This window comes from Portibacter marinus (assembly GCF_021533195.1).
Taxonomy (GTDB): Bacteria; Bacteroidota; Bacteroidia; order Chitinophagales; family Saprospiraceae; genus Portibacter; species Portibacter marinus.
On record NZ_JAJNKB010000012.1, the window covers coordinates 33,957 to 47,826 of the forward strand.

Here is a 13,870-nt window from a genome sequence, read left to right on the forward strand (position 1 = left end):
GTTATGCATTAATCTTATTGAGGTCGTAGATGACGTTTGAAAGGATTAAACCTTGAGCTGGTGCAATTTCAAAGTACTTAGGATCATCTCGGAGATCTAAATAATCTACAAATTTGCTAATGGGAAGTCTTCCCTTTCCAACCTTGATGATGTTTCCCGCTATAAGGCGCATCATATGATGCAAAAATCGGTTACTGGTAATTTCGAGGACGTAGGTTTTCTGCTTTTTTTGTCTGGTTAGTTGGGCATTAGTGATATGACACATGGTGTTGTCAACCAGATCAGGTCTTTTGCAAAAGTTTCTGAATTCGTGTTTGCCAATGAGCTTTTGTACACATTCCTGCATTTTTGAGTAGTCCAAAACCTCATAGACATAGGTGTATGGTGAAGTGGTAAATGGGCTTCTTTGATTGGTGAATTGGTATTGATAGGTTTTGTGTATGGTGTGTCTTTGTGCGTTAGCCAATTGATTAACTTTTTGATAATGAAGAACTGAGATATCATTGGGCAATCCCATATTTAGCATTGGAACGAAATCAACCTCTCCGGCTTCCAGATCCATATGAAAAAAGTATTGTCGGGCATGTACACCGGCATCCGTTCTGCTGCAGCCGTGAATTTTTACCTGTCTGTTCAGCAGTCTTTCAAAAGCTTCTTCAATGGTCTGTTGAACGGTCGGGACACTTTTTTGCCTTTGCCAACCCGAATATGCGGTGCCATCGAAAGCGATTTCAAAAAAGTAGCGATCTGACATTGAGTTATTGATCAAGGCTGAGATTATGGGTAGGCCCAAAGAAAGATTGCATGATTCTTAAATACTGATTCATTTCTTCCAGAATACTGGCTGCCTGATGCTGTCCTTCTTCAGTAATTTTATAATACTTTCTATTTCTATTCCCCATGTTTTTAATATAAGATTCAATAACACCATCCGCCTCCATGCGATGGAGCAGAGGATACAGAGAACCTTCTTTAACTTGAATCTCATTCTTTGTAAGGTTCTTGATGGCCTTGGTGATCTCATAGCCATACATGGCCTGATGTTCGGTGAGCAGTTTTAAGATGATCGGCTCCAGACTTCCTTTATAAATTTTTGAATTCATATGTTCGTGCTTAGTTGCGGGTATTGAGATTTTAAATCATGAAGCAAACCCGAAGGGATCTTGAAGTAGAAAACATATAAAAGGAAAATGCAAATGGTGAAATAAGCTGACGTTAAAGAGACGGTCAATGGGGTTGCGACCAGCTCCTTTTGCTCACCAATGGCAAATATTGCATTTGGTAAAGACAAGAAGAAGATAACAAAAATTATTCCTGCATAGGTATGATAAGATTTAAGGAACAAATAAGTTTCCATCTGCACCTCTCTGACATAGTAGTTGTAGCACATGATGATGGCAAATAATGTAATGCAAAACGATATCGTCACCGGACGTAAATAAGTAAATCCTAAATAGGTTTGGGAACCGAAGAAAAGTATGAAAATTAATATCGTTGCTAAAAGTGCCGGTGGTCTGAGGGTATCCAGCACATTTTTCCAAATATGCTTACGCCAAAACTTTTGCATCGCCTTTTCCTTCTCCTTTACTATTTGACTGAAACCTAAAGTTCCGAAGTTCTTATACACCTGATTAAGGGCCTGTTCAAAACTTACGGATTGATCCTCTTCCATTTTTTCTTCAATGGCTGACGCCAAATGGTCGATTAACTCCAATTGAACATCCTCATATTTCACATAATGATGACGTAGAAACCTTTTCAGGTGCAGTATTTGCCATTTCGATAACTTCATGACCACAACATACATAGGATTCCTAAGTATTCAAAATTGATTTACTGTTTTCTTTTGGACATTAACTCCATTACTTTTTGAGTAAGAATCTCCTTGCCGTTATTATTTTCAAAGTGATCAATAGTGGCAACATGGCCGTTAGAACGGTCTTCTTCCATCGTCTGTATCAATTTGGTGCGAAGATTTCTTTTCATACCACACCAGGTTTTGTAATCAAAAGATAAATACTCCTGCATCTTCATTTCTGCGATTTCCAAAACTTCTTCCTGGGATACGATCTCATCAACCAATCCCACCTTCTTGGCCTCCAATGGGCTCATTTGTTTGCCTGTCAACAAATACTGGTAAGCATTTCTTGACCCAATCCAGAAACGATACAAATGAAATATCGATGGGGTGGCCATTATTCCTACCGGTAATTCGTTTAATCCGATCTGAAACCGATCATCGTCTGCCATCACTCTGAAATCTGAAGCAATGGCAAGGACACAACCGCCTGCAGGACTATGTCCATTGATGGCACTAACAATGGGGTAGGGAGCTTTGACCATATTCATCACCAATTCGAAAAAGGACTCAAAGAATACTCGGGTCTCCTCGATTTCTTGAGCAATTAATTCTTTGATATCGAGGCCAACCGAAAATATATTTTCCTGTCCTGAAAGTATAACGCCTTTGGCTTCTCGCTCGGGAAAGGCTAGGATGTATTTGTTGAGACTCTGAATCAATTCAAGATTGAGGGCATTCCCCCTTCCGTTGTTGAATTGACAAATTTCGTAGTTCTCCTTTTGAGTAATGTTAAGCTTGCTATCATTCATATCATTATATTTTTGCTGCGACATGTGCGGCTTCGTAAATAGCGCGTTTCGCATCTAATTCCGCCGCTTTTTTGGCACCACCTATCAAGTGTACCGTTTCACCAGCCTTGTCTAATTCATCGTATAATTTTCTCAATGATTCCTGCCCGGCACAAATCACAACAGTGTCAACTTTTAGTACTTTTTGTTGGTCATCATGAAAGATATGCAAGCCCTCATCATCGATTCGCTCATAATTTACATTGGCCAACATTTTTACCTTTTTCATTTTGAGTGAGGCTCTATGAATCCAGCCAGTCGTTTTACCCAGATCCTTCCCATGTTTGCCACCAGAGCGCTTTAGTAGGTATATTTCCCGAGCAGGTGGCTCGATCTCAGGTGGTTTTATGGCGCCAGCATTTTGATAGCTCATGTCCACTCCCCATTCATCCATATATTCTTGAACGTGAAGCGATGGTAAAATGCCTTCGTGAGCAAGATATTCCGCTACGTCGAAACCAATACCACCAGAACCAATGATGGCCACTGAGCTTCCGACCACCTTTTTGTCGTAGAGTACTTCAGCATAATTTAACACCTTTTGATGATCCATCCCCTCAATTTCTGGAACCCTTGGTGTTACACCGGTAGCAATGATATACTCATCAAAGTTGCCGGCTTGCAGCATCGATGAAGTAGCCCTCGTATTCAGACGTATGTCTACCTGATGCTTGTCCAGCATCACCCTGTAATATCGAATGGTTTCTGCGTATTCTTCCTTTCCAGGAATCACCTTTGCCATATTGAATTGCCCGCCTAGTTCCCTTCCACTTTCAAACAGTGTAACATGGTGACCTCGTTCTGCTGCGATGGAAGCAGCCGCCATGCCTGCAGGTCCAGCTCCCACAACTGCTACTTTTTTCTTATGCTGAGTTTTGGGATAATTAAGCTCGGTTTCATGACAAGCTCTGGGATTCACCAGACAGGAAGACACTTGCATTTGGAAAGTATGATCCAGACAGGCCTGATTACAGGCGATGCACGTATTGATTTCATCCCTCCGGCCTTCCATGGCTTTCTTTACAAATTCAGCATCTGCTAAAAAAGGGCGGGCGAGCGAAACCATGTCAGCCTGACCTTCCGCAATGATTTTTTCAGCAATTTCCGGTGTGTTGATCCTATTGACTGCAACCAGCGGAATATTGACCTCTCCCATTAACTTTCCCGTAACCCAGGAAAATCCACCCCTGGGTACTACGGTTGCAATGGTGGGAATTCGGGCTTCATGCCAACCAATTCCCGTATTAATGATGGTAGCTCCCGCTTTCTCAACCTCTTTTGCCAGATGAACTACTTCTTTCCAGGTGGATCCATCCTCTACCAGATCGAGCATTGAAAGACGATAAACTATAATAAATGATTCGCCTAGTGTCTGTCTGGTTTTTCTGATGATTTCAAGTGGAAACCTAATTCTATTCTCGTAGCTTCCTCCGTATTCATCAGTTCTATGATTGGTTCTGAGTGCAATAAATTGATTGATGAGATATCCTTCGGAGCCCATGATTTCTACGCCGTCATAGCCCGCCTCTGAAGCCAGCGAAGCGCATTTTACGAAATCATCGATCGTACGATCAATATCAGCCAGACTCATTTCACGCGGTTTGAAAAAATTTATAGGGGCCTGAATGGGACTAGGTGCCACCAGATCTTGAGCGTAAGAATATCGGCCTGTATGTAGTATTTGCATGCATATTTTTCCGCCAGCCTCATGTACGGCATCAGTAATCAGGCGATGCTGCGCCACCTCTTCGGTATTGGTCAATTTTGCTGCATGCGGAGCAACAACACCTTCGGTATTTGGTGATATTCCACCAGTAATGATCAATCCCACTTCCCCTTTAGCTCTCTCAGCATAATACACGGCTGCTCTTTCAAAGCCATCCGGCAACTCTTCCAGCATGGTATGCATGGAACCCATAATGACCCTGTTTTTTAAGCTGGTAAAACCGAGATCAATGGGTTGTAGTAAATGATCGTAACTGCTTGACATATCACATTCTTTAGAATTTCAATATAGAATAAAATTACGGAGATTGGGAAGTTTTTGATTTTATTTGACTTAGAGTCAGAAAAAAGATAAAATATTTATAATTTGAGATTATAATTATCCTGATATTCACAAGTCAAGTTATGTTTATAATAGGATTTCAATTTGGATGGTCTGTAATGTTCATGTTGATCATGCTTATCTCCATCATTTTTTTAGTAGGCTTTGTTTTTCATGTGGTAAGAAAAAAGGCCCAAAATGATGATGAACCTGTGGATGTTCACAGGGAATAGAACAAAACATCATCGAAGATGTTGAACTATATGGTGAGGAAAGCGACGTGCCTTTATTAATATCTATCATACATATGAAAATCTACGGAACACTGTTCATTATACTTTTACTGGGAATAGGAAGCTTTGTCGGCTTTTCTAATCCGCCTCGGAATCAAGAGCCCGTTCAAAATACCACTCAAGCTTTTAACACCATGATGAAAGTGGTGACGCACAAAAGATGTATGAACTGTCATCCTAACGGTGATCGGCCCAGACAAGGAGAAGACAGCCACATTCATAATTTTAATGTTCAAAGAGGTGATGATGGCCATGGTACTGCAGCATTAAAATGCAGCACTTGCCATCAAAAAGCGAACAACGATAATTCTGGTGTTCCTGGTGCGCCTCACTGGCATCTTGCTCCAATATCGATGGCATGGGAAGGTCTGAGTGATGCAGAGATTGCAAGGCGCATCATCGATACCAAGTTCAATGGCGATCGAAGTATTGAAGAAATTGAAAAGCACATGACAGAAGACGACCTTGTACTTTGGGCATTTGATCCAGGTGTCAACAATGAAGGGATTCCAAGAGAAAAGCCTCCGGTCTCAGAAAAAGATTACATTCAGGCTGTAAAAGAATGGATTGCAGGCGGAGCTCAAATTCCAGAACAATGAAAATACAATTTAATATAAACGGCAAAGCAGTTTCAGTTGATGAGGATGCACGAACCCCCTTACTCTGGGTGGTTCGCGATGTGTTGGATTTAAAAGGAACGAAGTTTGGGTGTGGCAAAGCAGCTTGCGGTGCTTGCACTTTGCATGTTAATGGTGAGGCAGTGAGATCTTGTTCGTTCCCTGTAGAATATGCCGAAGGCAAAGAGATCACGACCATAGAAGGTTTAGCCAAAGGAGATCAACTGCATCCTGTCCAACAAGCCTGGATGGAAGAGATTGTCCCACAATGTGGATATTGCCAGCCGGGTTTCATGATGTCGACAGCGGCCTTATTGGACAAGATCCCTAATCCGACCGATCAGGATATAGACGACAACATCGCTAATATTTGCAGGTGCGGTACCTATTACCGGATGAGAAAAGCCATTCACAGAGCTGCCGAAATTAAAAATACACCGTCATGAAGAAAGTATCACGAAGAAGATTTTTAGTGAGTACCGGAGTGGGTGGCGGTGTAGTCCTTGGAGCGATGTACTTTGGCGGTTGTGGTATTGTCAAACGCAAGATTGCAGGCTATGCGAATACTGCTGAATCACCATACCTTGGCAATACCAAAACACCGTTAATTTGGTTCGAGGTCATGCCAAATAATCAAATTATTTTCAGTTCCTCGAAAGTAGAAATGGGACAGGGCGTTTTTACGGGTCTTGCTCAAATAGCAGCAGATGAGTTAGATGTTGAGATGGGCCAAATGGAAGTGAGGCATGCTCCTTCTCAGACAGGGAATGTAGATCGATTCGCGACTGGAGGTAGTACTTCGATCAATAGTCTTTGGACACCTTTAAGAGAGTTGGCAGCTACGATGCGGGAAATGATCAAAAACCATGGTGCTGAGTTGATGAATGTTTCTGTTGACAAGCTCAGCACAAACAAAGGTATCGTTTCTGGGGAAAACCAGTCGATGACATATGGTGATATAGCTTCCAAAGTTTCTGAATGGAAAGTTCCTTCCACACCCTCTTTGCGTAATATTGATCAATACAAACACATCGGGAAACCCATTGTACGGGTAGATCTCGAAGATAAAGTAAAAGGAGCCCACATCTTTGGGATGGATGCGGTGATGCCTGACATGCTTTTTGGTTCTGTCGTCAGATCTGAAAGGGTAGGGGCCAAGTATGTGGATGCAGACATCAGTGAGGCTGAGAAAATGCCAGGGGTCGTAAAAATTGTGAAAGAACCGGATTTTGTTGGGGTTATAGCCACCTCATACAATGCTGCAAACAATGCCAAGCATAAAATTAAGGCTCAGTGGGATGTGGACAAAGTCTGGCAATCCAGCGAGATTGAATCCATGATAGAAGTGGGCAAGGGCAAACCTGTGGTGATTCAGAAAAATGGTCAGCCCAATAGATTTCTTGGAGAACAAGATGAATTTATTTCGAGCGAATACAGAAGCCCGATCGGAGCTCATGCACAATTAGAGCCCAATGGTGCGGTAGCTCACGTAAAAGATGGCAAAGCCACCATCATGATGTCTACACAGGTCATCAAATTAACAGCGGGCGAAGTGGCAGATCGACTAGGTATCAAAGAAAAAAACGTCAATATAATTCCCACTTTTCTAGGAGGAGGTTTTGGTAGGAGGCTTCATACCCCCAATGCCATGGAGGCAGCCGTGATGTCCAGAGCAGTTGGTCGACCGGTCAAATGTTTTTTTACCAGGCAGGAAGAGTTTCAGAATGATTATTTCCGACCACCGACACATCATATTTTAAAAGCTAAACTTTCGGCAGAGGGTATAATTGAAGCATTAGAACACAATGTGTCGAGTGGTGATGTAATGTATGGTTCTCCCCTTGTACCTAATTTTGCACAACCACTGATTGGATCAGACATCGGTGCATGGAGGGGTGGAATGGTGCAGTATGGCGCAATTCCTAATTATCAAGCCATTTCCTGGCGGGTTAAATTGCCATTTGCAACAAGTTGGTGGAGATCTCTAGGGCTTTTAGCCAACACTTTTGCGATCGAGAGTTTTATGGATGAGCTGGCTATTTTAGCCAATGCTAATCCTGCTGATTTTCGATTAAGGCATATTCAGAAAGATAAGGCAGGAGATCGGCTAAAGAAGGTAATTGAGGCAGCCGTGGAGAAGTCAGGATATAGAGATGAGTTGCTATCCAATGGCAGAGCCATGGGAATTGCTGCTTCTACGGATGTCAATACACCTGTATGTCATGTAGCAGAAGTCAGTGTAGAAAATGAGCAGATCAAAGTACATAAAGTGACATGTGCGATTGATGTGGGATTGGCTATCAACCCCGATCAAATCAGAGCTCAATGTGAAGGAAGCATAGTCATGGGAATAAGCGCAGCCATGTATGAGGAGATGAAGGTAGTCGACAGTGTTTTAAGACCTACCATTTATGGACCATACAAAATGGCTTTGATGAAAGATGCGCCCAAAGAAATAGAGGTAGTAATTCTCGAAAATGATGAGGAGCCAGGTGGAGTAGGAGAGCCTCCTCTAGGTCCTATAGGAGCGGCGATCGCCAACGCTGCTTTTCGGATCACTGGAAAAAGAAACCGAACGATGCCATTACAAACGTAGATAAATAAAGAATTTAGATGAATAAAATATATCAATTGACAGTCCTTTTTATTGCGGTATGTATCACCCTTAGTTGTGAAGATAATATGGTCGAAACGCCTGAGGATAAACCCATACTGACTATATCAAATAGTGAAGGCTTTGAGAATACGAGTAATCCTAATCTTATTTTCGAGATTACCATCAGTGAGGCACTAAATGAAGATCTAGAAATTCCAATCACCGTTGAAGGCCTTACAGCGGAACCAGGTGTGGATTTTAAGCCATCTGATGAAAATGCTTTGACTTTGCCAGCTGGGCAATTAAAAGTAGAGGCAAGGGTGGAAATTATAAATGATCAGTTAAGGGAGGTAGATGAAAAGTTAAAGGTCATAGTAGGTGATATGGAGGCAGTGGAAATTCAGAATGACGTTGCTATAGGTATTATTAAAGATGGTGATGAAGCCGAAGTATCCGATCCCACTGGATATCAAACTGATCGTATGCTTTATGGGTATGACCTAGTTTGGGAAGAAGACTTTACTGGTAGTACACTGAATGAAGAGTTCTTCAATTACGAACTGGGAGATAATGGTTGGGGCAACAATGAATTGCAAAACTACACCAATGACCAGGAAAACGCATTCGTTGAAAATTCTAATTTAACCATAAGAGCAAAGGATCTTGGAGGTAAATACACATCTGCCAGACTTACAACGCAGGATAAAAAGGAATTTAAATTTGGAAGAATAGACGTCAGAGCAAAGTTGCCCAAGGGACAAGGTATATGGCCTGCGATCTGGATGCTTGGTGAAAATATAGATGAGGTGAGTTGGCCGGCATGTGGTGAGATAGACATTATGGAGTTAGTAGGACACCAACCGAAAACGGTTCATGGAACAGCGCATTGGGGTTTAAGAGGGGAAGCCAGTACTTACAAAACATCTTCTAAATCAATTGCAGATAATTTTGCTGACGCCTATCATGTCTTCAGTATTGTGTGGGAGTTTAATCAAATTACCTGGTATCTTGATGAAGAAAAGTTTCACAGCATAGATGCGAGTCAAACACAGGGTAAGCCATATCCATTTAACAATGAGTTTTTCTTCATTTTAAATATTGCAGTTGGAGGAAATTGGCCGGGTTCACCGGATGAAACGACTGAATTTCCGCAAGAAATGAATATTGATTATATCAGGGTTTTTCAAGAGATAGAATAAGGTAAACTGATTCAGGATGTTGACTTGAAAAGAACTTTAATTATTGTCTTCAATGATGTTTTTGACCCTGCCTACTTCTTTAGTATCCAGCATGACTTTAATGCCATGCGGATGATAAGAGGACTTGGTCAAAATTCTTTGAACAAAGCCTTCAGTTAGTTCGCCGCTTCTCTGGTGCTGTTTCTGAACAATCTCGACCAGGCTGCCCTTTTTTATGTTTTCTCTATGTGTTCCAGCATCTGACATTCTACCTCCGTTTAAAGTCATCTTGTAAGCGTACAATATCGTCTTCATCTGATGGATTTTCAGGATCGGTATGTTGCCAAATTTCTGCTACTTTGCCCCAATCGTTTAATCCTACCAACCGATGGCGCTCTCCTTGCTGTAAAGTAATGACATCACCTTCTTCGTAGGTTTCAATATCTCCTTCTATGTCATTGTCACTTCTGACAATACCCACTGTACCTTCTATCACCCTCCATACTTCTGATCTTCGGTAATGATATTGCCAGGAAAGTCTTTTTTTAGGTTCCACAATTAAAATCTTGGGACTGACTTTTTTATTTTTTGTCAATTCATCTACTTCAAATTCAGGGAAATATTCCTTAATAAATTGTTCCGTATTGGATTCATCGATGACAAAGAAACCACCCCATGGACGTGAAATGTCATAGCGCTCCAGACCATAACCCTTCTCCAGCAGCTCTTCTCTAGTAGACTCAAAAATATTACTCATTTGCCTTTATTTGTCCACAAAATATTGTAAAACTTTAGAATATGAAACTATTTTAAGTGGATGAGCCACCGTAGATATGAAAATCAAAGTTAGTAATCAGTCGCAAGTCGAATATATATTATCAAGTACCAGCTTTAAACTCAATTTTTCTGACGACTGCTTTTGAACCTGATTTGATGACTAAAAAATAAATTCCGAATGTCGCATGTTCAGGGAATTCAAAGTCATAAGATTTTACACCTGCATCTACCATCTGGTTTTTTAGTAAATGCTTCACCGGATCACCTGATGTATTAATCACATACATTTCCATGGGTGCAGATTTCGGAAGTAAAAACTCCAATTGAAAATTGCGGTCTGTAGGATTGGGATAAATCGTAAAAGTAAGATTGGCTAAAGAAATCTCGGAATGTGTAGCCGTGCTGGTGTAAGTAGTTTGACCATTGCCATAAAAAGAAAATGTCAAGAGGAATAAGGTGCTTAGCATTAATTGTTTCATAAAATCCTTTTGTTATTAAAATTACATATTACAAATAATCATAATTCGTGCCAGACTTGAACTTAATAGATAATGTTTAGTTTAGTTAGTATGAGCGCATTTTCAATCATTAACATGCCTTCGCAAAAAGGGAAGGTTGCAATAGTAACCGGTGGAAACGCCGGTATTGGTTACGAAACAGTGAAAGGTCTGCTGGCCAAGGAGTCTCACGTCATTATGGCCAGCCGAAATCCTGATAAAGCCAATGAAGCTAAAAACGCCTTACTATCTGAAATACCCAGATCTTCACTTGAGTTCATTCAACTTGATCTGGCCAAAAAATCCAGTATCGAGGCGTTCGTAAGTGAATTTGAGTCAAAACATGACCGCCTTGATTTGCTCATTAACAATGCAGGGATCATGATGCCACCTTATGGGGAGACAGATTTTGGATATGAACGTCAATGGGGCGTCAATTATCTAGCTCACTTTTATCTCACAGGGTTATTATTTCCGATTTTAAAGAAAACTGAAGAAGCCAGGATCGTTACTTTGAGTAGCCTGGCCCATCAGAATGGAAAGATTTATTTTGATGATGTGAACAGAAAGGATAACTATGATAGAAATGAAGCTTACAGACAGAGCAAAGTGGCTTGTCTGATTTTTGCGTACGAGTTGAATAGGAGACTAGATCAAAATGGCATGTCTCAAAAGTCACTAGGAGCGCATCCAGGAGTGGCCATTACTAATTTATTAGATGATGGACCGTGGTACATAAAAGCATTAGCGCCTTTCTTTAAATGGATGCTTCACTCTGTTGAAGATGCTGCAAAACCTACATTGATGGCAGCTCTAGATCCTGCCTTGACCGGTGGTGAATATATTGGACCAACAGGTAAAAGAGGAATGAAAGGCGAACCTGGCAAAGTAGATTCGAATGATTTGTCTAAAGATCCTGATGTCGGCGATCGATTATGGAAACTTTCTGAACAGCAAATTGATTTTAAATTTGAGGTTAGTCCAACTTAAAATCCCATATAGGCTCTGCTTCTAATAGGTGTTCCACGAAGTAATTCCATCTTTTTTTGGTAAAATAATCCCTGTGCTTGCCCTGGTAACCATGTCGCTGGCTTGGAAAAATGAGCATATCAAACTCCTTATCAGCCTTCACCAATGCTTCGGCCAGTTTATAAGTTGCTGAAACATTCACGTTGTCATCCATATTTCCATGGACGAGAAGCAGTTTACCTTTTAAATTTGATGCCATGGTAATGTTACTGACTTCATGATAAGTCGAGTCAACCGGCCATCCCATATACATTTCAGGCCACCATGCTTTTTCCATTCTAAAATCATGATCTGCAGAGCTGGACACAGCAACTTTGTAGAAGTCCGGAAAGGCCATCATGGCATGTCCTGCATCGTAACCTCCCGCCGAATGGCCAAAAATTCCAACTTTGTCTGTATCAATCCATCTATATTTGGTACCAAGATGCTTAATGGCCAGAACGTGATCTTCCAGATTGTTGCCCATATTTTTATAGGAATGATTGGCAAACTCTTTTGACCGGCCAATAGTCCCGAGACCGTCCACCATCATAACTATAAAGCCAAGTTCTGCAAGAGCCTGATTATTTAAAGCACGATCGAAAGATTTAGGAAATACTTGTGTGTGTGGGCCTGTATAGCTATGATCGATAATCGGATATGTCTTATCCGGATCAAAATGGGTCGGTCTCCAAATTGCACCATAGATGGTTGTTTTTTTATCCTTTCCGATCAGACTGAATTCCATAGGAGCAGTCCATCCTTTTGACTTTAAATCGTCGACATCAGCTTCAGTCAATTCTGCCTTCACCTCACCGCTGTCCGCTTTTCTAATCACTGTTTTAGTTGGGATGGCAACGGTGGAATAATTGTCAGAAAAGTGTAGACCATCCGGAGCGAAATCGATTTGATGATGAAGCTTTTCGGGTGTGAGAAGTATCAATTCACCACTAAATAAAACTTTATACAACTGCTGGTGGTAAGGATTCATTTCCGGATCCTTCCCGGAAGCGAGGATGTAAAAGGCTTTCTGATCTTCATCAAGATGAACAATATCATTGATCACGAATTCCCCTTGGGTTAAAGATGTGATGGTGTTATCTCCTAAATCGTAGTAATACATTTGTCTCCACCCGCTCCTTTGGGAAAGGAAAGCTATTTTCCCTTCGTTTTCCAAATAACGGAACTCAAAATCATCAATGTTGGTAGGGCTTGTCTCCTTAAATAGTTCTTCTACCTGCGCTTTATTTAAATCAATTTTCGCGATGCTAATCTCCTGAAATCCTCTTTTTCTGTCTGTTGCTATAACTACTCCACTTTGCTCCGTCCATTCAGTACCCATGGAATTGATATGTGTTCGTGCAGGTAGCTTGAGATTAACTTCTTTTTTTGTTTCTACATCATAGAATTTTGCGGTGACCATGACCATATTGGTATCTCCTGGAGAGCCCCTATAGTAAGCATATAGGTCTGGACGGAATTTATCATCCTGACTATAGTCCAGCATGTACATTTTATCTGCATTCCTCAAATCGACAAGATTGGTCCTGATAAATTTGGAGTCAGGAGACCAATCTACCCAAAAGCGTTCCGGTCGCTGTCCATCTTCCCCTTCCATCTTATCAAACCAGCCATAGTAAGTTCCATACTCATAATCTTTAAAGCCGTCAGAGGATAATGGATATGATGTGGAATCAGTGGTAGATCTGATGTATAGATTGAAGTCTTTTACAAATGCCATCCATTGACCATCCGGAGAAATGGATTGCATTTCAGGTACTTGCTTTTCATTTTCTATTTTACTGGCGGATAAATCGTAGTTTTCAAGAGACAAAACGAAGGAAGAGTCAGCATGTCGAAAGTACAATGAATCTTCCTTCATCTTGATTTCTGAGATTTCTATTGATCCAGCATTGTCAATTTGCAGCAAAGCAGCAAGTCGATCATGATCAAATAGTTTCGATATCTCATAACTTTTCAAATCCACCTTATGGTACCATTGGCCTGCCTCATCATATTCTTTAAAGATTGCAGCTGACTGATCTTTCTGCCAGTTTACATCAGTATAAAGATTGAAAGCAGTTTTATTGTGATAATGGTCTCGCATAAAGCTTACTGCCCTGTCATAGTCTTCATATGTCAATGACTGATTGTAGCTGATGGTAGCTATTAATGCAAACAGAGAACAGAACAAACCTTTCTTCATTT

14 protein-coding genes are annotated in these 13,870 nt (G+C 41.0%); 5 read left to right on the plus strand and 9 right to left on the minus strand.

Annotated elements, in window-relative coordinates; all coding sequences use genetic code 11:
- Window position 1 precedes the first annotated feature (1 nt).
- The 5 genes from truA to L2567_RS19300 are packed head-to-tail and all read right to left on the minus strand — an operon-like array spanning window position 2 to window position 4,639.
- On the minus strand, window positions 2-754 hold the full coding sequence (gene truA / locus L2567_RS19280) for a tRNA pseudouridine(38-40) synthase TruA (protein WP_235299493.1): 753 nt from the start codon (window positions 752-754) through the stop codon (window positions 2-4).
- A 4-nt stretch (window positions 755-758) separates the two neighbouring features.
- Window positions 759-1,103: a PadR family transcriptional regulator gene (locus L2567_RS19285; protein ID WP_235299494.1), complete on the minus strand. Its 345-nt coding sequence runs from the start codon at window positions 1,101-1,103 to the stop codon at window positions 759-761.
- Window positions 1,100-1,792 carry a hypothetical protein gene (locus L2567_RS19290; protein WP_235299495.1) on the minus strand — a complete coding sequence of 231 codons (693 nt, stop codon included), beginning with the start codon at window positions 1,790-1,792 and terminating at the stop codon, window positions 1,100-1,102. Before L2567_RS19290 ends, L2567_RS19285 begins: the two co-directional genes overlap by 4 nt.
- Before the next feature lie 41 nt (window positions 1,793-1,833).
- Window positions 1,834-2,610 carry an enoyl-CoA hydratase/isomerase family protein gene (locus L2567_RS19295; protein ID WP_235299496.1) on the minus strand — a complete coding sequence of 259 codons (777 nt, stop codon included), beginning with the start codon at window positions 2,608-2,610 and terminating at the stop codon, window positions 1,834-1,836.
- A gap of 4 nt (window positions 2,611-2,614) precedes the next feature.
- Window positions 2,615-4,639, minus strand: a complete 2,025-nt coding sequence (locus L2567_RS19300; protein ID WP_235299497.1) for an NADPH-dependent 2,4-dienoyl-CoA reductase — start codon at window positions 4,637-4,639, stop codon at window positions 2,615-2,617.
- A gap of 364 nt (window positions 4,640-5,003) precedes the next feature.
- Between L2567_RS19300 and L2567_RS19305 the strand changes: the two genes are divergently transcribed.
- From L2567_RS19305 to L2567_RS19320, 4 genes are read left to right on the plus strand one after another with little or no spacing between them, the layout of a single operon-like run.
- Entirely contained in the window at window positions 5,004-5,588 is a 585-nt protein-coding gene (locus L2567_RS19305) for a hypothetical protein (protein ID WP_235299498.1), read from the plus strand.
- A complete protein-coding gene (locus L2567_RS19310; RefSeq protein ID WP_235299499.1) occupies window positions 5,585-6,052 on the plus strand; it encodes a (2Fe-2S)-binding protein in 468 nt (155 codons plus the stop codon). Before L2567_RS19305 ends, L2567_RS19310 begins: the two co-directional genes overlap by 4 nt.
- Window positions 6,049-8,202, plus strand: a complete 2,154-nt coding sequence (locus tag L2567_RS19315; RefSeq protein WP_235299500.1) for a xanthine dehydrogenase family protein molybdopterin-binding subunit — start codon at window positions 6,049-6,051, stop codon at window positions 8,200-8,202. Before L2567_RS19310 ends, L2567_RS19315 begins: the two co-directional genes overlap by 4 nt.
- 17 nt (window positions 8,203-8,219) lie before the next feature.
- Window positions 8,220-9,401, plus strand: coding sequence for a glycoside hydrolase family 16 protein (locus L2567_RS19320; RefSeq protein ID WP_235299501.1), 1,182 nt, complete (start codon window positions 8,220-8,222; stop codon window positions 9,399-9,401).
- Window positions 9,402-9,437: 36 nt separating this feature from the next.
- On the opposite strand, the gene L2567_RS19325 is transcribed toward L2567_RS19320, so the two are convergent.
- The 3 genes from L2567_RS19325 to L2567_RS19335 form a co-directional block, all read right to left on the minus strand.
- Entirely contained in the window at window positions 9,438-9,647 is a 210-nt protein-coding gene (locus L2567_RS19325; RefSeq protein WP_235299534.1) for a YwbE family protein, read from the minus strand.
- Between the two features lies 1 nt (window position 9,648).
- Window positions 9,649-10,137 carry a cupin domain-containing protein gene (locus L2567_RS19330; protein WP_235299502.1) on the minus strand — a complete coding sequence of 163 codons (489 nt, stop codon included), beginning with the start codon at window positions 10,135-10,137 and terminating at the stop codon, window positions 9,649-9,651.
- Between the two features lie 121 nt (window positions 10,138-10,258).
- On the minus strand, window positions 10,259-10,636 hold the full coding sequence (locus tag L2567_RS19335; protein ID WP_235299503.1) for a T9SS type A sorting domain-containing protein: 378 nt from the start codon (window positions 10,634-10,636) through the stop codon (window positions 10,259-10,261).
- 90 nt (window positions 10,637-10,726) lie between these two features.
- Here L2567_RS19335 and L2567_RS19340 point away from each other — a divergent pair, with 90 nt between their 5' ends.
- On the plus strand, window positions 10,727-11,644 hold the full coding sequence (locus L2567_RS19340) for an oxidoreductase (protein ID WP_235299504.1): 918 nt from the start codon (window positions 10,727-10,729) through the stop codon (window positions 11,642-11,644).
- Here the strand turns inward: L2567_RS19340 and L2567_RS19345 are convergent.
- Window positions 11,631-13,868, minus strand: a complete 2,238-nt coding sequence (locus tag L2567_RS19345) for a S9 family peptidase (protein WP_235299505.1) — start codon at window positions 13,866-13,868, stop codon at window positions 11,631-11,633. The genes L2567_RS19340 and L2567_RS19345 overlap by 14 nt on opposite strands.
- Between the last annotated feature and the right edge of the window lie 2 nt (window positions 13,869-13,870).